The following is a 20,506-nucleotide window of genomic DNA, read 5'->3' as shown; positions in this document are numbered from 1 at the left end:
TGGGTGTCTTTTCTATGCGTGCCAGGCACGCTCCGCGTCGAGGGCATCTTTGCCCTCAATCCCTGATTTGGCAATGGGGCCGGTTGCTGCGCTGCACATAGGTTTTGCCATGATCGAAAGTACAATGGAACCGGCGCTGGCAGCGCTGTTTTGCGCGTTGTACGGTGCGTGAATGGTACTGCCGAGGCACAGTACGGCATCGGCAGGGTGAGGACCAAGGTTAATACCCAGGGAGGTTGCATGTCGGACGTGTCCTTGACTGTGAATGGGAAACGGGTCAGCGGGAGCGCGGAAGACCGAACGCTGCTGGTGCATTTCCTGCGGGAACATCTGGGCCTCACCGGAACGCATGTCGGTTGCGACACATCGCAATGCGGCGCCTGCGTCGTGCATGTCGACGGCCGGGCGGTGAAATCCTGCACAATGCTGGCCGTTCAGGCGTCAGGCTCGACCATCGTCACCATCGAAGGGCTGGCCGACGGCGCTGAGCTGCATCCGGTGCAGGCCGCGTTCAAGGAGCATCACGGCCTGCAATGCGGCTTCTGCACGCCGGGCATGATCATGACGGCGACCGACATGATCGCGCGCCATCCGGAGGGCCTCGACGAGGCGACGGTGCGCGCCGAGCTCGAAGGCAACATCTGCCGCTGCACGGGCTACCACAACATCGTGAAGGCGATCCTCGCCGCATCGGAGACGATGGCGAAGGGCGCCAAGGGCAAGGCGAAGCAGGCAGCTTAGAGTGAATGGTGAATAGTGAATGGTGAATAGTGCCGCTGGCTGGCACGTTCGACCATTCACCATTTTACAATTCACCATTCACCGGAGGAGGAATTTCCGCAATGGGTATCGAAGGCGTCGGCGCCCGCGTGGCGCGCAAGGAAGACAAGAGGTTCATCACCGGCGGCGGCCGCTATGTCGACGACATGGTGGTTCCCGGCATGAAGCATGCCGTGTTCGTGCGCAGCCCGCACGCGCATGCGCAGATCAAGAAGATCGACGTTAAGAAGGCGCAAGCGATGCCAGGCGTCGTCGGCGTGCTCACCGGCAAGGAGCTCAAGGCCGACGGCATCGGCAATCTGATCTGCGGCTGGATGATCCACTCCAAGGACGGCACGCCGATGAAGATGGGCGCCTGGTCGCCGCTTGCGGTCGACAAAGTGCGCTATGTCGGCGACGCGGTCGTCATCGTCGTCGCCGACACCAAGGGCCAGGCGCGCGACGCGGCGGAAGCGGTCGAGATCACCTACAAGGAACTGAAGGCGGTGGTCGAGGCGACCAAGGCCATCCAGCCCGGCGCGCCGCAGGTCCATGCCGAAGCGGAGAACAACCTGATCTTCGACTGGGAGCTCGGCGACAGCAAGGCGACCGACGCGGCGATCAAGTCGGCCGCCCATGTCACGCGCATGAAGATCGTGAACAACCGGCTGGTGCCGAATGCGATGGAGCCGCGCGCGGCCCTCGGCCATTACGACAAGGCGGAGGACCACTATACCTGCTGGACGACGTCGCAGAACCCGCATGTCGCGCGGCTGGTGATGAGCGCCTTCTACAACGTCGCGCCGGAAAACAAGCTGCGAGTCATCGCGCCCGATGTCGGCGGCGGCTTCGGTTCCAAGATCTACATCTATCCGGAAGAGATCGTCTGCCTGTGGGCCTCGAAGAAGACCGGCGTCCCGGTCAAATGGGTGGCCGACCGCACCGAAAGCTTCCTGTCGGACGCGCATGGCCGCGACCATGTCTCGACGGTGGAGATGGCTTTCGACAAGGACAACCGGATCACCGGCCTCAAGGTCGATACGATAGCCAATATCGGCGCTTACATGTCGCTGTTCTCGTCCTGCGTGCCGACCTATCTCTATGCCACGCTCTTGTCGGGCCAGTACAACATCCCCGCGATCCACGCCAATGTGCGCGCCGTCTACACCAATACCGCGCCCGTCGATGCCTATCGCGGAGCAGGGCGGCCAGAGGCCACCTATGTGCTCGAGCGGATGATGGAAACCGCGGCGCGCGAGCTTGGCGTGTCGCCGGCGGAACTCAGGCGCCGGAACTTCATCACGTCCTTCCCGCATCAGACGCCGGTGATCATGGCCTATGACGCCGGCGATTATAACGCATCGCTCGATGCGGCGATGAAGGCCGCCGACTATGCCGGCTTCACCAGGCGCAAGGCGGATGCGGCCAAGCGGGGCAAGCTGCGCGGCATCGGCATGAGCTGCTACATCGAGGCCTGCGGCCTGGCGCCGTCATCGGCGGTCGGCTCGCTCGGCGCCGGCGTCGGCCTCTGGGAATCGGCGGAGGTGCGGGTCAATGCCGTCGGCACGATCGAGGTGCTGACAGGCTCGCACAGCCATGGCCAGGGCCATGAAACGACCTTCGCGCAACTGGTCACCCAGCGCTTCGGCGTGCCGATCGACTCAGTCTCGATCGTGCATGGCGACACCGACAAGGTGCAGATGGGCATGGGCACTTACGGCTCGCGTTCGGGCGCCGTCGGCATGTCGGCCATCGTCAAGGCGCTCGACAAGGTCGAGGCCAAGGCCAAGAAGATCGCCGCGCATCTGCTGGAGGCGGACGAGGGCGACATCGTCATCGAGAATGGCGAGGTCAAGGTCGCTGGCACCGACAAGAGCCTGCCCTGGTTCCAGGTGGCGCTTGCCTCCTACACCGCCCATAATTTGCCGGCGGGCATGGAGCCGGGCTTGAAGGAAACGGCCTTCTACGATCCGTCCAACTTCACCTTCCCGGCCGGCTGCTACATCTGCGAGGTTGAGATCGATCCGGAGACCGGGCTGACCGAAATCATCCAGTTCGTCGCGGCCGACGATTTCGGCAACATCATCAATCCGATGATCGTCGAAGGGCAGGTGCATGGCGGCATCGCGCAAGGCGTCGGCCAGGCGTTGCTGGAGGGCGCACATTACGACGGCAGCGGGCAGCTTCTGACGGCAAGCTACATGGATTACACCATGCCGCGAGCGGACGACCTGCCGTCCTTCAAGGTCTCCACCTCGAACACGCCATGCCCGGGCAATCCGCTCGGCGTCAAGGGCTGTGGCGAGGCCGGCGCCATCGGCTCTCCGCCGGCGGTCATCAACGCCATCACCGATGCGCTGGGCGTCGTCGACATTCCCATGCCGGCATCGCCCGCGACGGTGTGGGCTACCATCCGCGCGACGAAGCACTGAGGAGGAACGAGCATGTATTCGGTCAATTACCATCGCGCTTCTTCCGTCGCTGACGCCGCCAAGCTGCTGAAGAACGGCGACGCCAAGCTGCTCTCCGGCGGCATGACGCTGATCCCGGCCATGAAGACGCGGCTCGCGGCGCCTTCCGACCTTGTCGATGTCTCGCGGCTGAAGGACCTGCAGGGCGTCAAGTTGTCCGGCAAGACGGTCACCATCGGGGCCGCGACGACGCATTACGACGTCTCAACCGACGAGAAGCTAAAGAAGGTGTGCCCGGCGCTTGCGCATATGGCATCGCTGATCGGCGATCCGGCGGTGCGCTACAAAGGCACGATCGGCGGCTCGATCGCCAACAACGACCCGGCGGCCGACTATCCGGCGGCTTTGCTGGCGCTGAGCGCGACGATCATCACCAACAAGCGCGAGATCGCGGCGGACAAATTCTTCAAGGGCCTGTTCGAGACGGCGCTGAAGGAAGGCGAGATCGTCACCGCGGTGAGCTTCACCGCGCCGGCCAAGGCGGCCTACCAGAAGTTCCGCAACCCGGCTTCGCGCTACGCCATCGTCGGCGTGTTCGTGAGCAAGGGCAAGGACGGGGTGAGAGCCGCCGTCACCGGCGCCGGCGAGGACGGCGTCTTCCGCTCGAAGGAGGTCGAGGCCGCCCTGGCGAAGAGCTTCGACGCCGCCGCGCTCGACGACCTCAAAGTGCCGGCGAAAGGGCTGATGAGCGACCTTCATGCCTCCGCCGAGTACCGCGCCAATCTCATCGCGGTGATGGCCAAGCGCGCGGTGGCTGCCGCCAACGCTTGAACAGCCCCGCCGCGGATGAAAGAAGGGGCCACCTCGGCCCTTTTTTCTTGGCCATAACAAAGGCTTGACCGGAAGCACCGGTCAAATCGCAGCTTCGCACTTGCACAAAGTTATCCCGCACTGCGCTGGCGAGTTATTACATCGTCGAGAAACCGGCTCGCGGCTGGCTCAACCGCAACTGGTGAGGTCAGGCCCTGCCGTTCTTTCGGGCGGCGAGGTAGCGGCGAAGCCCGGTTTCTCCGCGCGGCGTCGTCCAGCGATGGTTCCAGGCGAAGGCGGGCCTGAGCAGCGGCGCCAGGAATTTGAGGATCGGCCTCTCGACCGTGACCTGCCAGACCAGATCGACATGCGTGCCGGCCCCTCACGGCGACAGCTCGGCCCGCCACAGCCCGTCGAAATCGTCGAAGGTTTTTACCACCACCAGCCGGCCGGGTATGAGCTCGGCGGCCTCGATGATGAAGTTCAGCTCATAGGGCAGGGCGCCGCGCGCTCGTGCCCTGGCGCGGGCGCCGACGACGCCCTTGCCCTTCTTGTCGAGCGGCTCCACCTCCTTATAGGCATCGCCCCACCAGAGCGGCAGCAACTGGGCGTCCGACAGCACATCCCACACTTCCTGGGGTGTGCCTTCACGGATGTCCCAGCTTTCGTCGAAGCGGAAGACATTGCTCGCCATGATGTCGCGCCCCAGCAGCCGAGCGGTTATATTAGCTTTGGCTTGTTCTTCTGGCCAGCAGCGTTCGAAGCGTGTTCAGGCGGCGATCGGTTTTGCCCAATAGCGCACCGACTTCTTGCCGCCGTGGATTACCGCGTCGCCGACCTCGGCGAAACCGAGCGCGGCGTGGAAGGCATCGGAAGCCGGGTTGGGCGGATCGGCATTGACCTCGCAGGTTACCATCGTGTGGCCGGCGCGCCGGGCCTGCTCGAATAAATCCTCATAAAGGCGGCGGGCGTGGCCGCGGCCGCGCGCCGCCGCGGCGACCACCACTCGGTCGACATAGACGAAGCGCGGATAGCGCTCGCGAAACCAAAGGAAGTTCGGGCTGTCGTAATTTGCGTCCTGGTCGAAGCACAGGATGAAGGCCCCGAGCGCGCCGATGCGGCGGGTGTAGAAAGCCTCACCGAGCAGGAAGGAAAGCCGTTCCGGCTCGAGCCAGGACAGTTCCGCCGCATGCTCGTTGTTGAGCGCGAGGATGGCGGGCTCGTCGGCGGGCGAGACGCGTTCGATCGGCAGCAACTCATGGGTCACCATCTTGGCTGTCAGGCTCTCGCGGCCGCGATCGTCGCCGCCACCTTGTCCTGGTCGGTCACCGTGTTGCGGTATTCGCGGTCGAGGTCGGTGCCGCCCATGCCGACATTGGGATTGCGGTAGCGCATGGCGCTGGGCACGTCCGCAAGCGCTGCAAAATGCATCTCGGTCAGCCCGGTCCGCTTGCGCACCTCGCCGATCGTATCGGGCGCCAGCGCGCCGCAGCCGAGGATGATGATGCGATCGCCCGCCAGACGCACGAGCTCGGCCAGAAGCTCGACGCCTTCGAGCGCGGTATCGCGCTGTCCGCTGGTCAGCACGCGGCCGACCTTGCAGCGGATGAGCGCCTCGAGCGCCTCAGCCGGATCACGCGTCATGTCGAAGGCGCGGTGGCAGGTGACGTTGAGCGGGCCGGCGGCCTCAACCAGCGCGCTCATGCGCGCCTCGTCGATGGCGCCGTCGGCGGTCAGGCAGCCGACGACGACACCGGCAACGCCGAGCTCGCGAAGCGCTTCGACATCGGCCAGCATCGAGCGGTATTCGGCCTCGCTGTAGAGGAAATCGCCACCGCGCGGCCGAACGATGACATGGAAGGGAATGGTCGCGCTTTCGAGCGCGTCGCGCACCGTGCCGAGGCTCGGCGTGATGCCGCCTTCGATCAGGCTGGCGCAGAGCTCGACCCGGTCGGCGCCGGCGGCCTGCGCGGCGAGCAACCCGTCAATGCCTTCGACGCAGATTTCGATCAGGGGTTTTTGCGTGTCCGCCACCAGCTTCCATCCATGCTTTCTAGAAGGTGGGCAGCCCTAGCACCGGTCGCGCCGCCGCGAAAGCCGCAACCATCGGTCCAGCCAGGGAGGGCGCTTGACAATGTATAACTGCAAAGTTATGGATGACTCATAACTGGAAAGTTATTGATTGGTACGGGCCTGCCGGCCGCACGAAACCCGAGGAGACGGATGATGGAAGCAAGATTGAAGAACCCGGTGATGCTCATTCCCGGCGCGCTGCAGGCGCTGCTCGCGCTCGACAAGTCGACCGAGGCCGGCGACGTGCCCTATGTCACGCGCAAGCTCGTTCATCTGCGCGCCAGCCAGATCAATGCTTGCGCCGTCTGCGTCGACATGCACGCGCGCGAGCTGAAGAAGGCAGGCGAGAAGGACGAGCGGATCTTCGCGGTGTCGGCATGGCGCGAGACGCCTTACTTCACAGACGCCGAACGCGCGGCGCTTGCGCTGACGGAAGCCGCTACGCGCCTGGCCGATCGATCCGACGCGGTGCCCGACGACGTCTGGGACGAGGCGGCGCGTCACTTTGACGACAAGGCGCTCGCCGCTTTGGTGATCCAGATCGCGCTGATCAACGCCTTCAACCGCCTGAACGCCACCACGCGGCAGCCCGTCGGCGCCTGGGGCTGAGCAACAACGGGCGACCGCTTCGGAGCGGACGCACGGCCGGCTACTGTTTCAGGATCGTGTTCTTGGCGCCTTGCTCGACCTGGTCGATCACCAGAAGCTTCACCGGATCGGTGCCGATATTGGTGGCCTGGTGCCATTGGCCGATCATCTCGACGATGAAGTCTCCTGATTTGAAGGTGTTGGCAGCGCCGGTCTCGACATTGGTGACCTTGAGCGTTCCCTGCTCGACATAGGCGTAGCGCGGAAAGGGGTGTTTGTGGACCGGGAGCGTTGCGCCCGGCGCGATCTGGTAGGACGAGACCTGCACCTCGACGTTCTTTTGCGGCAGCGCGATCGGCTGGCCCGACGCGGTCGTTGTCTTCGACACCAGCGGTGTCACCACAACGGGCGTGTTCGAACTGTCCAGCGCGTTCGCGCTGGTCGTGAAGAATGCCACCGCCAAAAGCAGTGCCGATGCCGTGATGTTTCGCATGGTCTCCTCCAGTTGCGGCCAGCATCGCGCCGCGATCTTGCGTGCGCAAGCGTGCCGGGGCCGATTATCGGTGGTGGCGAGGCTGCCAGTCGTTGACATGCTATTGGAAAACGCTGGCTCAGGACGCTTCACGTAACCTGCGGGGCATTCGCCATTGCCGAATGATAGCTCGCCCGAGCCACCTGGGACGTGGCTTGAACCTCGGGATGATATTTGTCAGTCGCCCCGTTGCCCGTGCTTGCGCATATCGTCGATCCAGCGAACTCGCTTCTTTTCGTCGGCGAAGGTGAGGCCATACAGGCTCTCACGAATAGGTTTGATTCCCGCGAAGCTCAGCATGCTTCGCTCGAAACCGCGCAATCCGTAGGCGCCAAAGTACCAACGATAGAGCAAGACCGGCATGCCCATGGTGACGACGATGCGAGCCGAACGGCCGGCGAGCAGTTGTTTCGGAAAACCTTCTTTTCCATATTCCATGGCAAAGCCGGGCCTGAAGATATGTTCAAGGAAACCTTTGAACAGTGCCGGCATGGTTCCATGCCAAAGTGGAAACAGAAAAACCCAGTGTTCGGCCCAGCGCATATCGTCCCGCGGTTGCACGAGGGCCGGCGGTAATGCCCCGGTCTCGAATTCCGCTTGTGTACGCATGAGCGAGAACTCGAGCGTTCCCACTTCGACGCGACGAACCTCGTGCCCGGCTGCTTTCGCAGCTTCGGCATAAGCGTCTGCCATCGCATGCAGCAAGCGATGCCCACCGGGGTCTGGATGACCCTGTATGATCGCGATCCGCTTGGTCATTGGTCCCTACCTCACGCATTCAATCCTAGCGCGTTCTCCCAAAACGCCTCTTTGATCTGGCGCAAGTGCCTGAGGAGATCACCCTATCCGCGTCAGCATCGTCGAATGTGAGCTGAGTTCGGCCACTATGTCGCCGAAGGCGGAAGTCCGGTGAAACAAGGGGAATCCGCAAGCCTGCCGAGGGGACGCAGACCGAGGACGAAGCTCGCCTGTCTTAGTTTGTTCATCCGGCCGGGTTACAAGTGGCGCGCTCATCCAACGGAGTATGCCATGCAAACCGATGTGTCGGATCTCGACCAGCTTCAGAGCGCCTACAAGGCCGCGGTGGAGGATTGGATAGCGGCGATCAGGGAGGAAGAGGAACTCGCATCCGTCAACCACTCGATAGCCGAGATCGACAAATGGGAGGCGGCCCACTTCAAGGAGGATGAGGTGCGCGACAGGGTTCTGGAATTGAAGAAGAAATACGAGGACGCTTTGCGCAAGGAACAGTTCGGCTTCTAGAGCAATTCCGGGAAAACTGTGTAGCGGTTTTCCGTCCGGTTTTTGATTTTACGCATGTCTTTATCCCGAAACCGGTTCCCACTTTCGGGAGACATGCTTTAACGTTTCGCCGGTGCCGATTTGGGCGGCCTGAGCAGCAAAGCGAAGGGCACCAGCACCGCTGTGGCTATCGCGCAGTAGAAGAACACATCGACATAGGCGAGAAGCGAAGCCTGGCGGCCGATCTCCTGGCCGATCCAGCCGACGGCCTGCTGCCTGGCCTCGACCAATGGCGAACCCTCGGCGACGAAATGATCCGTCACCTGGCGAAGCGTCTGCTGATAGGTGTCGCTCGATTGCGCGGTGTGGCCGACCAGCACCGACTGGTGGAATTGGGCGTTCTGGGCAATCACCGTGTTGGACAGCGACACGCCCATGCTGCCGCCGATGTTGCGCGCGACGTTGATCAGCGACGATGCCTGGTCAGTCTTCTGCGGCGGCAGGCCGACATAGGCGGCGGTGGAGATCGGGATGAATAGGAACGGCAGGCCGATCATCATATAGACGCGGGCATAGGCGAAGAAACTGAAGCTGGCGTCGGGCGTCAGCGAGGTCGTGTGCCAGAGCGCGACCGCGACCACCGACATGCCCAACATGATGAGATAGCGCGGCTGAACGATGCCGGCGGCAAAGCCCGAGATCGGCATCAGCATGAGCATGGCAATGCCCCCCGGCATCATCGACAGGCCGGAAAGCGTGGCGGTGTAATCGAAGGTCGTCTGCTGCAACTGCGGCAAAAGCTGCGTGGTGCTGAAGAGCACCGCGCCCACCGCCATCATGACCAGGAAGGACATGCCGAACTGCCGGCTGAAAAGCAGGCGGATGTCGACGATCGGATCGCGCCTTGTCCACTCCCACGGGAGCAGCAGCAGGAACGACACGGCCGAGATCACGGCGAAGGTCGTGATGAAGGTCGAGGCGAACCAGTCGTTGCGCTGGCCTTCGTCGAGAAAGACTTCGAGGCAGCCGAGCGCCATCGCGACCAGGATGAAGCCAATCCAGTCGACCCTCAGCCCCTTGCTCAGCCGCTCCCGGCGCTCGCGTTCGAGGATGTCGGGCTCGATCACCAGCCATTGCACGAGCGCCAGCGACATGATGCCGAACGGCACGTTGATGAAAAAGATCCAGTGCCACGAGAAATTGTCGGTCAGCCAGCCGCCGATTGTCGGCCCGACCGTTGGCGCGACGATCACCGCGATGCCGTAGAGCGCAAAGGCCTGAGACCGCTTCTCCGGCGGAAAGGTATCGGCGAGGATCGATTGCTCGCTCGGCGCCATGCCGCCGCCGCCGAGCCCCTGCAGGATGCGGAAGGCGATCAGCGTCGGGAGGTTGGGGGCCAGCCCGCAGAGCAACGAGGCCAGCGTGAAGGTCGCCACGCAGATCATGTAATAGCGCTTGCGGCCGATTATGCTGGTCAGCCAGCCGCTGACCGGAATGATGACGGAGTTGGCGACGAGATAGGTGGTGATCACCCATGTGCTCTCGTCCATGCCGGCGGCCAGGCTGCCGGCGATATTGCGCAGCGCGACGTTGGCGATCGAGGTGTCGAGCACCAGCATGAAGGTCGCGATCGAGACGACGATCGCGATCAGCCAGGGGTTGCGCCCGCCGGCGGCGGATCGGCTTTCGTTGCCCTGGACTATAGCTGCATCGCTCATCTGACCTTGACCGTCGGAACCACCGACATGCCGGGGCCGAGATAGACGCCGGGCCGCTGATCGAACACGATCTTGATCGGCACGCGTTGCACCACCTTGACGAAATTGCCGGTGGCGTTTTCGGCAGGCAGCAGGCTGAACGCCGTGCCGCTACCGGCCTGGACGCTGTCGACACGGCCATGGAAGGTCTTTTCAGGATAGGCGTCGATGGTGATGTCGACGGGCTGGCCCGGCCGCATCAGGTCGAGCTGCGTCTCCTTGAAGTTCGCCTTCACCCAGACGTCGTTGGGCACGAACATCATCAGCACCTGGCCGGGCTGCGCATAGGTGCCTTTCGCCGCAGTGATGCTGGTGGCACGGCCGGCGACGGGCGCCGTGATGGTCGTGCGGGTGAGGGTGGTCTTGGCCTGGTTCTCGGCCGCCTCCGCCTGCCGAAGCTTGGCCTCGGCGCTCTTGCCTTGCGCCTGCAGAACCGCCACCTGACTTTTCGCCGCCTCGGCATTGGCGTTGGCCGCGTCCAGCGCCGCCTGGTCCTGGCGCAAGGTCGAAGCGGCCTGCTGCGCCTGCTGCTGCGTCGCCGTGCCCTTGGCCAGGAGCTCGCGGTTGCGCTGGTCCTCGGACTTGGCGAATTCGAGCGCCGCCTGCGCCTGCGCCACCTGCTTGCCGGCGGCATCGATCTTGGCGTTCTGCGCCTGGGTCTGCGCCTGGACATTGGCGATCTCGGCTCGCGCCGCCGCCACGCCGGCTTCCGCCTGTTTGAGGGAGGCCTGATAATCGCTGTCGTCGATGTGCAGAAGCACCGCGCCGGCCTCGACCGGCTGGTTGTCGGTGACGGCGACATCGGTGATGCGCCCGGCAATTTCCGCGCCGACCGTCACCGTGCGGGCGTCGATGAAGGCGTCGTCGGTCCATTCATACTGCCGCGCGTTGATCCACCAGATGACGACGGCCGCGATCACCAGCAGGATGAGGATGGCGACGATCGCCGCTATATAGGGATGGCGTCTGACGAGGCCGGGCTTGTTGGTGTCGGACGGACTGTCATTCCCCTGCGCGTCTTGTGTGCGCGTATCGTCCCCGCGCTTGTTTTCCACGCGTTTTTCGTCGTCCGGCGGGCGTCGCTCGGCCCGGGGCCGAGCCCGCGTTTTCTCGGCGGGAGCGGTTTCGCGCTCTTTTCTTTCAGTTTTGGCGTCCAAGGCAACGGGTCCCAGATATCGTTGACCCCCTCGCAGCAGGGTCAACGAGCGTTTTCCGCAAAGGTTCCTGTCAGGGGATTTCGCGCCGAGGCCCGCTTGTCAGCCCGCCATCCAGCCGCCGTCCACCATCAGGTTGATGCCGGTGACGTAGCTCGCCATGTCGCTGGCGAGAAACAGCGCCGCGCCCGCCACGTCGTTCGGATGCCCGAGCCGCGGCCAGGGCGTACGGCGGCGCGAATAGTCGAGCGCATCGGGGTCGTTGGCCACGCCCGGCTTGCCGGTGATGATCTTGCCCGGCGCGATGGCGTTGCAGACGATCAGGTCGTCGGCATGGTCGACGGCGATCTGCCGCGTCATCTGCACGATGCCGCCCTTGCTTACCGAATAGGCAAGGTCGCCGGGACAGGCGACCATGCCGTGCTGCGAGGAGATGTTGATGATGCGGCCGCGCACCTCGTTGACCGGCGCCTGGGTGAGCATCTGCGTGACGGCGCGTTTGTTGCAGTAGAAAAAACCCGTCAGATTGACGCCGATGACGCGGTTCCATTGTTCCGGCGTGGTCTCGACCAGGTTGGTGCTGGTGTAGATCGCGGCATTGTTGACCATGACGTCCAGCCGACCGAATTGGGCGACCGTCGCGCCGACAAGCGCGTCGACGGCGCTCCAGTCCGAGATGTCGGTCTTCATGTGGACGGCATTGCCGCCGGCGGAGCGGATCAACTCGACTGTGCTCCCTCCGCCCTCGATCGGCTGCTCCACCGTATCGGCAATTACGACGTTGGCGCCCTCGGCGGCGAATTTGAGCGCGATAGCGCGGCCGATGCCGGAACTCGCCCCGGTGACGATGGCCGTTTTGTTGGCAAGCAGGGCCATGGTGTTCAGCTCTCCCTCGTGACGATCTTGCCTTGCGCCGGACCGACCAGCCGCCCGTCGCGCACGATCTCGCGGCCGCGCAGGAAGACGTTGGTCAGCCGCGCTTTGACGGTCCAGCCGTCGAAAGGCGTATAGCCCGCTCGCGACACCTGATCGGCGTTGGCGATGGTGGTGGATCGGCGCGGATCGAGGATGAGCAGATCGGCGTCGTAGCCGGCGGCAATGCGACCCTTGCGCCGACCGAGGCCGAAGCGCTCGGCCGGGTTGCGGGCGCACATACGCACCAGGTCGGGCAAGGCGATAAGCCCTTCGTCCACCAGCCTCAGCATGGTGGGAAGCAGCGTCTGCAGTCCCGGCATGCCGCCCGGGATGTCAGCGAAAGCCGCATAGGGCGCCGCCTTCTCGGCAGGAGCGTGCGGGGCATGATCGGTGCCGACGACGTCGATCAGCCCGGCACCCAGCGCGGCGCGCAGCGCATCGACATCGTGCGGCGAGCGCAAGGGTGGTGAAGCCTTCAGATTGGGGCCTTGCACCTCGTAATCCTGCGCCGTGAAGAACAGATTCTGTGGCGTGGTCTCGACGCTTGCGTCGGCCATGCCGCGCAGCCGGCTCCAGGTCTCGACGCCGAGTTCGGAGTTGATCTGCCGGACATGGATCTTCGCCTCAGCCGATGCTGCGGCGACAAGCGCCCGGGCGATGCCGTTGGCTTCCGCGAGCGGCGGCCGGCTGTCCAGGAAGGAGGCGATGCTGCCGGAGCGGTCGCGCGCGGAGCTGCCGGCCAGGATCGACTGGTCGCCGGGTGAGATGCCGATCAGCGTATCGGCGCCGGCGAACGCTTTCAGCGCCTCGGCGACGCTGTCGAGGGTGGCAAAGAGGAAGGCATCCGGGACGTCGGCGGTGAAGAGCTCGAACGAGACCGGGGCGAGGTCGAGCAGGCGAGGGACGAGCGACAGATCGCGGCTGAGCACGGCCTGCAGGCCCACATCGGCATGAATGCGACCTTCGGCCATCGCCATCTTGTCAGCGAGTTGCTCAGAGGTGGCCGTCCAAGGCTCGTCGGTCGGCATGTCGAGCACTGTGGTCACGCCACCGAGTGCTGCCGCGTGGGTGCCCGAGGAAAAGTCCTCCTTATGCGTCAGCCCAGGGTCGCGCAGATGCGCGTGCGCATCCACGAGACCGGGCAGCAGGAAACAGCCGGAAGCGTCGATGACGATCCCGGCTTCGGCGGCTTCGCCTGGCGCGACGACTGCCGCGACCTTGCCCGCGGCGATACCGACATCGCAGCGGCTCAATCCCTCGGCGTTGACCACCGTTGCGCTGCGGATCAGCGTCTCGAACAAGTCGTTGCGCTCCCTCATCCGCGCTGTTCGAAGCGGGCATGGTTGGCGTGCCAGAAGCGGGCGATGTCCTCGCGCCGCATGAAGGCGGCGCCGTCGCTTTGCTGGACATGCTCGATGACCTCGCGCAGGCCCGAGGCGCGGTTCGGCTGGCCCGTCCAGCGGGCGTGGATGCCGATGGTCAGCATGCGGCCGCCGGTCTCGTCGGCTTCGGAGAGCATATAGTCGATGGCCGAGCGGCAATCCTCGGCGAAGTCGCGCGGATTGCTGTAGCCGGGCGCCACAAGGTAGCGGCTGTCGTTGAGCGCCTTGGAGTAAGGGACGACCAGGATTTCCGTGTCCCGGTGGTCAAGGAAATAGGGCAGGTCGTCATTGCAGGGATCGGAGTGGTAGAGGAAGCCGCCTTCCTCGACCAGCAGGTCGCGGGTGTTGACGCTGGGCAGCGAGCGGCAGTTCCAACCCAATGGGCGCTTCCCAAGCAGCTTTTCGTAGAGAGCAATCGCCTCGTGCAGATGGCGTTCTTCCTCATCTCGCTCCATCACCGTGTAGTCGATCCAGCGCAGGCCATGGCCCATCAGGTCGTGCCTTCGCGCTTTCATCCACTCGACCAGAGGCGGATTGCGCTCCAGCGCCACGGCGCAGGCGGAAAAGGTGACCGGAATGTCGTAGCGGTCGAACAGCCTGGCGAGGCGCCAGACGCCGGCGCGGCTGCCATATTCGTAATGCGTCTCGGTGCCGAGGTCGCGCACCGGCATGCTGCCGGTGATATTGTATTCGCCCCAATTGTCGTTGCGGCCGTCTTCCAGCCAGTTGTACTCCGACCCTTCCTCGTAATTGAGCACGAGGTTGACGGCGAGCTTGGCACCGCCCGGCCAGGTGACGAAGGGCGGGTGAGGGCCGTAGCCGACAAAGTCGCGCGGCTGCTGCGCTTGCTGCGGATCGGTCGGCATCGGCTGGTCTCCTCTGATCTCGTTGGCTCAATTCTCGTTGGCAGCAATCCAATCCATGTAGGCGTGGAAGGCTTCCTTGCCGGGGCACGGCCGCCATTCCGTGTCGCGCATGATGCGGGCGATGTCATAGGCGCCCCACATGCCGCCTTTCAGCCGCACATCCTGCACGATATTGGCGTCTTCGCCCGGCGTCACCTCGGCCTTCAGTCCCGGCTCGCGCTCCCGTGCCCAGCCAATGATCTCGCCGATGGTCTGGCTGGAGCCGGAGCCGATATTATAGTGGCGGTAGTTGAGGTGCTGAGCATCGATCAGCGCCAGGATCGCGGCGGCAACGTCGGTCGAGGTCACGTAATCGCCGACGGGTTCGAGGCTGTTTGGCCTGATCGTTTCGCCTGCAAGGGCCATATGCGCGACGCGGTTCGGAACATGGCGAAAGTTGCGGCTCTCGGTGGCGCGGTCCATCGGGCCGTAGACGGAAGCAAGCCGCACCGAGACCGCCGAGAGGCCGAACAGGTCGGCATAGCGGTTGGTGACCATCTCGGAGGCGAATTTCGAGATGCCGTAAAGCGTCAGCGGCGCGACATAGCCGTCTTCCGGCAGCGGTTCCCCGCTCCAGTCGGGGCCGTTGTGGCGGTAGACGGAACCGGAGCTGACATAGATGAAGCGCTTCAGGTCGGGATTCGTCCGCGCCCAGTCCAGCATGCGCACGGTGCCCATGAGATTGACATCGACGATGCGGGCCGGGTCCTCGGCCTCCGGCTGGCGTTTTGCTTCCGAGGCGCTGCCGCGCGAGATCGGCGTGATCGTCGCGCCATGCACGATCGCGGTGATGCCTTGCCTGTCGAGCGTCGCTGACCAGGCTTTCGCGTCGAGAATGTCGGCGGAAATCACTGTCAGCCGGTCGCGTACCGGCGCGAAATGCTTTTCGGCCGCGGCGTCGAGGCCGGACCGGTCGAGGATCACGGCGCGGGCTTGTGGATCGCGGTCCAGCCAGGCGCGCGCGACCACGCTCATGACGAAGCCGGTGCCGCCGGTGACGAGCAAGGTCATGGGAACTCCTTTGAAAACACGGGTTCAGCGCGTCGCATAGCCGCCGTCCACGAGCATGTCGGATCCGGTGACGAAGGATGCGTCGGAGGAAAGCAGGAAGGCCGCCGCCGCGGCGATCTCGTCGGGCTCGGCGATGCGGCCGAGCAGATGGGCAGGGCCGAGGCCGACATTGGCGGCTTCGAAATCGGCAAACCGGCGCAGCAGGCGGGTCGTCGCCACGGCACCCGGCGACAGGCTGTTGACGCGGATCTTGTCGGGCGCGTGGTCGACGGCCATCGCCTTGGCGAGATGGATCAGCCCGGCCTTGGCGGCGCAATAGGCGACCGCCCTGGTGGTGGCGACGCGCCCGAATTGCGAGCCGACGAAGACGACCGAGCCGCCGCCGCTGGCCGCGATCAGCGGCACGGCGAACTTGCTCATCAGGAAGGCGCCGGTCAGGCCGACATCGATCTCGTGCCGCCAGGCGCTTTCGTCGAGATCGACGACGGTGGCGCTGGTCGAAGGCGCCGCGGCGTTGTGCACCAGCCCGTCGAGCCGGCCGAATTTTTTCGCGGCGAAGTCGACGGCCGATTTCGCGGAGTCGATGTTCGTTACATCGCACTGGCAAGCGGCGGCGGCAGGCCCGAGCGCGTCAGCGAGTCTTGTTGCCGGCTCCAGATCGTAGTCAGCGCAGATGATCTTCGCGCCTTCGGTGATGCAGCGCCGGGCAATCGCCGCGCCGATGCCGCTGGCAGCGCCGGCGATCAGGATGACGCTGCCTTCGAGGCGGTTCGTTGCTGCATCCGTCATCAGGCGCGCTCCTCGACAGCCTGCATCGCCGTGACCGGCCGGCGCAGGAGATTGTAGCAGGCGGCGAGCGTCACCAGCACGGCGCCGCCGCCGAGCAGCAGGAACATCGCCGGCGCGCCCATATGCTGCATCAGGCCGGCGGAAATGCCGGGCGTCGCGACATTGCCGATCGAATAGAGCAGGAGCAGCGTGCCGGAAGCGCCGACCATGTGCCGGCTGTGCAATTGCGAGGCGCCGAACGCCATCGCCACGGGATATACGGTGAGCGCCGTGCAGCCATAGACGAAGAACAGGACGAAGAGCAGCGGCACCGAAGAGTTGCCGAGCCAAGCGATCGCGGCGCAGAGCGTTACCGATAGGATGCCTTGTACAAGCAATATGATGCGCCGTTCGAACCGGTCCGACAGCCAGCCGACGGGGGTTTGCGCCAACATGCCAGCGATGCTGATGGTTGTGACCAGCCCGACCGTCGTCGCCGCCGACAGGCCGATCTGGGTGCCGTAGATCGGCGTCAGCACGAAGATGTTCATGTTGGTGATGCCGCCCTGGAAGATGGCCACGACCGTCACCGGCGCCAGCCGGAACAGCGCCAGCGGGCCAAGCCGCTTGACCGGTCTCGCTGAACCCGCATGCCCCGGATCGGTTGCAGGCAGCGCCGGCCAACGTCCGCCAACGAATTTGGAGACCAGCGCCAGAAGCACCGTTACGGCCGCGACCGGAAAAAGATGCGGCGATTGCGGGCCGACCAAGCCGACAAGGAACTGCCCGAGCAGCACCGCGATCGCCGTCGTCAGCATGTAGAGCGAGAACAAGGCGCCGCGATTGTGCTGCTCGGCGTAGAGGTTGATCCAGCTTTCGCAGACGACGAAGAGCGACGCCATCGCCATGCCACCGAGCAGGCGGAAACAGATCCAGCTCGGCAGGAAATCGGTGAACACGAAGCCGGACGCCGCCAGCAGCGCCAGCACCAGGATCACCACAAAAGTGCGCTCATGGCCGTATTGCGCGACCGCCGGGCGGGTGACCAGACATCCGACGAGGAAGCCCACGGGATACGCGGTCAGCACGATCTGCACGACCTGAGGAGAAATGCCGGGCTTGCCGAGATGCAGCGACACGGCGGTGGTCAACATGGCGCTGCCGATGCAGGCCAGGCAGACGCCGACCATGATCGGCAGCATTGCGCGGGAGCGCTCTGCATTGTGCCAAAGCCTCATCGCGGATTGAGCGATCGACCTCATGGATGCGGCTGCGGCGGCTCCCCTGGCGTGACCGTTGACCGACGGCAGCCCGAGCAGAAGCTACACTTTGCCGTGGTTGCCACAAACGAAGATTGACGCGGCTATGGCTTAAATTTTTTTGGCCATCGCTGTGAAGGAAAGCGGCATCTCGGCTTTGCTGCGGGCTTTACAGTGGTTTTGCACCCTCCTTACCATAGGCAAAGGCCAGAATCCGAGAAACAGCGGAAGGGAACGATATGACGATCGAACGCCTGGAGAACGGACAGCGCTTCTGCCGGGTGCTGCGCTACAACGGCACCGTCTATGTGGCTGGCCTGACGGCGGATGATCTGTCCGGCGATACCACAAGCCAGACCAAGCAGATTCTCGCCAAGATCGATGCGCTTCTGGCCAAGGCCGGCAGTGACAAGTCGAAGCTCTTGAGCGCGCAGATTTGGCTCCGCGACATTGCCGATTTCGAGTTGATGAATGCCGCCTGGGACGCCTGGATCGACAGGAGCGCCATGCCGGTGCGCGCCACAGTGGAAGCGCGGCTTGCCGGCGACCAATACCGCGTCGAGATCATGGTGACGGCGGCCGTCGGCTGAGCGGACCGGTGAGGGTGCGCCAATGCATGAGCTGGTGATCAAAGGTGGGCGCGTGGCGCTCGACGATGGCTGGGCCGAGTGCGACATCGGCGTTGACGACGGCCGCATCGCCGCGATTGACAAGGGCCTATCCGGCCAGAAGTCGATCGACGCCGGCGGCCGCTGGGTGATGCCCGGCGGTATCGATACGCATTGCCATCTCGACCAGCCCGTCTGGGGCGGCGCCGGCAATGCCGACGATTTCGAGTCGGGCACGATCTCCGCGGCGTTCGGCGGCACCACCTGCATCGTGCCATTCGGCATGCCCGGACAGGACATGACGACGATCGGCGCCATCGACCGCGCGCTGGAGCGCGCGGCGGGACGCGCCGTGATCGACTACGGGCTGCATGCCGTGGTGACCATGGGCACCGGCGCCGATGTCGAGGCGCAGCTTGAGGCGCTTGCCGGGCGCGGCATCGCCTCGGTCAAGCTGTTCATGACCTATCAGGGTTTCGCCGTCGACGACGATTTGTTCTTCAAGGTTCTCGATACGGCGCGGCGGCTGGGCTGGATCGTCATGGTCCATGCCGAGAACGACGCCGCGATCCGCCGCACGCGACAGCGGCTCATCGATCTCGGCCGCACCGATATCCGCTACCATGTCGTCGCCCACAGCGAGACGATGGAGCGCGAGGCGACGCACCGCGCTTTGGCCTTCGCCGAGATGACCGGCGCGCGCATGACCATCGTGCACGTGTCGTCCTGGCAGTCGGCGGAAGAGGTGGCACGGGCGAAGGCGCGTGGTGTCGACGCGATCGCCGAGACCTGTCCGCAATATCTGTTCCTCGGGGCCGCCGATCTCGATCGCCCGGCGGTCGACGCGGCGCGCTTCGTCTTCTCACCGCCGCCGCGCTCGCCGCGCAGCCATGAGCATGCGACTGATCGAGGGCGGCATCGATCTCTGGTCGTCGGACCATTCCCCCTATTACTTCGCCGACAAGATCGGCCGCTCCGAGACGCCAGGCTTCACCACGACGCTGAGCGGCATCCCTGGCATCGAAACACGCTTGCCGCTGCTATTTTCCGAAGGGCTGCTCACCGGCCGGCTGACACTCGAACGCTATCTGGATCTCACCTCGCGCAATGCCGCCTCGATCTACGGTTTCGCCAATCGCAAGGGCCGCATCGCGATCGGGGTCGATGCGGATCTGGCGCTGTGGGATCCAACCATGCGCTGGACGCTCGGGCACGAGGCGTTGCATTCGCGCGTCGATTTCACGCCCTATGAGGGCAGGAGCGTTACCGGCAAGCCGACCACCGTTCTGGTGCGCGGCGTGCCGGTGGTCGCTGACGGCGAATTGCAGGCCGAGCCAGGGTTCGGACGTTTCGTGGCACGCAACGCCGCAGATCCCGAGCTCTCGGGAAAACCAGTCGAGGATTGGACACCATGGCTCGATGCCTGACCATCGCCGTTTGCCAGACCGGACCGATCCAGCGCAGCGCCACGCGCGCCGAGACGGTCGGGCGCCTGGTACATCTGCTTGAAAAGGCCGCTTCCGCCGGCGCCGAGATCGCGGTGTTTCCCGAAATGGCGCTGACCACTTTCTTCCCGCGCTGGCGCATCGACGACCAGGCCGAAATCGACGCTTTCTTCGAAGCCTCGATGCCGGGGCCGGAAACGCAGCGACTCTACGATGCCGCCGCGCGCCTGAAGGTCGGTTTCGCGCTGGGTTATTGCGAGCTGACGCAGGAAGAGGGCCGCACGCGCCATTTCAACACCATGGATCTTGTCGGGCCGGACGGCGCCTTCATCGGCCGCTATCGCAAGATGCACGTGCCGGGATCGAGTGAGCCGGAAGTAGGCACGACCACGCATCTCGAACGGCGTTACTTTGAACCCGGCAATCTCGGCTTTCCGGTCTATGACTATCGCGGCGTTCGCGTCGGCCTCGCCATCTGCAACGACCGCCGCTGGCCCGAAACCTATCGCATGCTGTGCCTCAACGGCGCCGAGGTGGCGTTGCTCGGCTACAACACACCGCTGCTACTCGACGAGGCCCCCGCGCTGGCGCATCTGAGAATGTTCCACAACCATCTGCCGATGCAGGCCGGCGCCTACCAGAACACGCTCTGGGTCGCCGCCGCCGCCAAGGCCGGGCTGGAAGACGGACAGGCGCTGATCGGCGGCTCCTGCATCATCGCGCCGACGGGTGAGATTGCCGCGCAGGCCATGTCGCTCGACGACGAGGTCATCGTGCACCGTGCCGATCTCGACCTCATCGAGACGTGTCGCAAAGTGAACTTCAACTTCGCGCTCTATCGCCGCCCCGACCAGTACAAACGCATCTCGGATCCGGTCTGACATCGA

Annotated in this window: 21 protein-coding genes and 1 pseudogene; 9 read left to right on the top strand and 13 right to left on the bottom strand. The window is 64.5% G+C overall.

The features are described from left to right. Positions 1-240: 240 nt before the first annotated feature. The 3 genes from EJ068_RS02565 to EJ068_RS02555 all read left to right on the top strand — a co-directional run bounded on the left by EJ068_RS02565 (position 241) and on the right by EJ068_RS02555 (position 4,001). On the top strand, positions 241-741 hold the full coding sequence (locus EJ068_RS02565) for a (2Fe-2S)-binding protein (RefSeq protein ID WP_042644892.1): 501 nt from the start codon (positions 241-243) through the stop codon (positions 739-741). Between the two features lie 101 nt (positions 742-842). Further along, positions 843-3,191 carry a xanthine dehydrogenase family protein molybdopterin-binding subunit gene (locus EJ068_RS02560; RefSeq protein ID WP_127250386.1) on the top strand — a complete coding sequence of 783 codons (2,349 nt, stop codon included), beginning with the start codon at positions 843-845 and terminating at the stop codon, positions 3,189-3,191. Positions 3,192-3,203: 12 nt separating this feature from the next. After that, positions 3,204-4,001 (top strand): xanthine dehydrogenase family protein subunit M, encoded by a 798-nt coding sequence (locus EJ068_RS02555; protein ID WP_127250385.1) that lies wholly within the window; start codon positions 3,204-3,206, stop codon positions 3,999-4,001. A 361-nt stretch (positions 4,002-4,362) separates the two neighbouring features. Here EJ068_RS02555 and EJ068_RS33070 read toward each other — a convergent pair whose 3' ends face one another. The 3 genes from EJ068_RS33070 to EJ068_RS02540 form a co-directional block, all read right to left on the bottom strand. Continuing rightward, complete coding sequence (locus EJ068_RS33070) at positions 4,363-4,674, bottom strand: SRPBCC family protein (protein WP_127252265.1); 312 nt, start codon at positions 4,672-4,674, stop codon at positions 4,363-4,365. A gap of 75 nt (positions 4,675-4,749) precedes the next feature. Continuing rightward, positions 4,750-5,250, bottom strand: coding sequence for a GNAT family N-acetyltransferase (locus EJ068_RS02545; RefSeq protein WP_127252266.1), 501 nt, complete (start codon positions 5,248-5,250; stop codon positions 4,750-4,752). Between the two features lie 8 nt (positions 5,251-5,258). Further along, positions 5,259-6,017, bottom strand: a complete 759-nt coding sequence (locus EJ068_RS02540) for a copper homeostasis protein CutC (protein ID WP_127252267.1) — start codon at positions 6,015-6,017, stop codon at positions 5,259-5,261. Between the two features lie 189 nt (positions 6,018-6,206). Here EJ068_RS02540 and EJ068_RS02535 point away from each other — a divergent pair, with 189 nt between their 5' ends. Further along, positions 6,207-6,662, top strand: coding sequence for a carboxymuconolactone decarboxylase family protein (locus tag EJ068_RS02535; protein WP_127252268.1), 456 nt, complete (start codon positions 6,207-6,209; stop codon positions 6,660-6,662). A 40-nt stretch (positions 6,663-6,702) separates the two neighbouring features. Here the strand turns inward: EJ068_RS02535 and EJ068_RS02530 are convergent, their stop codons facing one another. Together EJ068_RS02530 and EJ068_RS02525 are read right to left on the bottom strand one after the other, a co-directional pair. Beyond that, entirely contained in the window at positions 6,703-7,134 is a 432-nt protein-coding gene (locus EJ068_RS02530) for a cupin domain-containing protein (RefSeq protein WP_127252269.1), read from the bottom strand. A gap of 216 nt (positions 7,135-7,350) precedes the next feature. Then, a complete protein-coding gene (locus EJ068_RS02525) occupies positions 7,351-7,932 on the bottom strand; it encodes an NAD(P)H-dependent oxidoreductase (protein ID WP_126082247.1) in 582 nt (193 codons plus the stop codon). Between the two features lie 270 nt (positions 7,933-8,202). On the opposite strand from EJ068_RS02525, the gene EJ068_RS02520 reads away from it, so the two are divergent. Beyond that, the gene (locus EJ068_RS02520) at positions 8,203-8,436 is read left to right on the top strand and encodes a hypothetical protein (RefSeq protein WP_127252270.1); all 234 of its coding nucleotides are present in this window, start codon (positions 8,203-8,205) and stop codon (positions 8,434-8,436) included. Positions 8,437-8,534: 98 nt separating this feature from the next. On the opposite strand, the gene EJ068_RS02515 is transcribed toward EJ068_RS02520, so the two are convergent. The 8 genes from EJ068_RS02515 to EJ068_RS02480 form a co-directional block, all read right to left on the bottom strand. Continuing rightward, a complete protein-coding gene (locus EJ068_RS02515; protein WP_127252271.1) occupies positions 8,535-10,133 on the bottom strand; it encodes a DHA2 family efflux MFS transporter permease subunit in 1,599 nt (532 codons plus the stop codon). Next, positions 10,130-11,227, bottom strand: coding sequence for an HlyD family secretion protein (locus tag EJ068_RS02510; protein WP_127252272.1), 1,098 nt, complete (start codon positions 11,225-11,227; stop codon positions 10,130-10,132). The genes EJ068_RS02515 and EJ068_RS02510 overlap by 4 nt, the downstream gene beginning before the upstream one ends. Positions 11,228-11,428: 201 nt before the next feature. Beyond that, a complete protein-coding gene (locus EJ068_RS02505; RefSeq protein WP_127252273.1) occupies positions 11,429-12,202 on the bottom strand; it encodes a glucose 1-dehydrogenase in 774 nt (257 codons plus the stop codon). 5 nt (positions 12,203-12,207) lie between these two features. Next, positions 12,208-13,560 carry a dihydroorotase family protein gene (locus EJ068_RS02500; RefSeq protein ID WP_245463323.1) on the bottom strand — a complete coding sequence of 451 codons (1,353 nt, stop codon included), beginning with the start codon at positions 13,558-13,560 and terminating at the stop codon, positions 12,208-12,210. Continuing rightward, a complete protein-coding gene (locus EJ068_RS02495) occupies positions 13,557-14,489 on the bottom strand; it encodes an allantoinase PuuE (RefSeq protein ID WP_127252274.1) in 933 nt (310 codons plus the stop codon). Before EJ068_RS02495 ends, EJ068_RS02500 begins: the two co-directional genes overlap by 4 nt. Before the next feature lie 27 nt (positions 14,490-14,516). Beyond that, positions 14,517-15,539: an NAD(P)-dependent oxidoreductase gene (locus EJ068_RS02490; protein WP_127252275.1), complete on the bottom strand. Its 1,023-nt coding sequence runs from the start codon at positions 15,537-15,539 to the stop codon at positions 14,517-14,519. A 24-nt stretch (positions 15,540-15,563) separates the two neighbouring features. Next, entirely contained in the window at positions 15,564-16,328 is a 765-nt protein-coding gene (locus EJ068_RS02485; RefSeq protein WP_127252276.1) for an SDR family oxidoreductase, read from the bottom strand. Then, complete coding sequence (locus tag EJ068_RS02480) at positions 16,328-17,509, bottom strand: MFS transporter (RefSeq protein WP_245463322.1); 1,182 nt, start codon at positions 17,507-17,509, stop codon at positions 16,328-16,330. The genes EJ068_RS02485 and EJ068_RS02480 overlap by 1 nt, the downstream gene beginning before the upstream one ends. Positions 17,510-17,805: 296 nt before the next feature. On the opposite strand from EJ068_RS02480, the gene EJ068_RS02475 reads away from it, so the two are divergent. The 4 genes and pseudogenes from EJ068_RS02475 to EJ068_RS02465 all read left to right on the top strand — a co-directional run bounded on the left by EJ068_RS02475 (position 17,806) and on the right by EJ068_RS02465 (position 20,500). Then, on the top strand, positions 17,806-18,156 hold the full coding sequence (locus EJ068_RS02475) for a RidA family protein (RefSeq protein ID WP_042644861.1): 351 nt from the start codon (positions 17,806-17,808) through the stop codon (positions 18,154-18,156). A gap of 22 nt (positions 18,157-18,178) precedes the next feature. Further along, positions 18,179-18,838 (top strand): annotated as a pseudogene (locus EJ068_RS33065) (amidohydrolase family protein); the annotation flags it as partial. 226 nt (positions 18,839-19,064) lie between these two features. Continuing rightward, entirely contained in the window at positions 19,065-19,601 is a 537-nt protein-coding gene (locus tag EJ068_RS33060; RefSeq protein WP_348639307.1) for an amidohydrolase family protein, read from the top strand. Beyond that, positions 19,586-20,500 (top strand): nitrilase-related carbon-nitrogen hydrolase, encoded by a 915-nt coding sequence (locus EJ068_RS02465; RefSeq protein WP_127250239.1) that lies wholly within the window; start codon positions 19,586-19,588, stop codon positions 20,498-20,500. Before EJ068_RS33060 ends, EJ068_RS02465 begins: the two co-directional genes overlap by 16 nt. Positions 20,501-20,506: the final 6 nt, after the last annotated feature.

This window comes from Mesorhizobium sp. M2A.F.Ca.ET.043.02.1.1 (genome assembly GCF_003952405.1).
GTDB lineage: Bacteria > Pseudomonadota > Alphaproteobacteria > Rhizobiales > Rhizobiaceae > Mesorhizobium.
The sequence above is the reverse complement of the archived record's forward strand: the minus strand, read 5'-3'. Positions and strand labels throughout refer to the sequence as shown.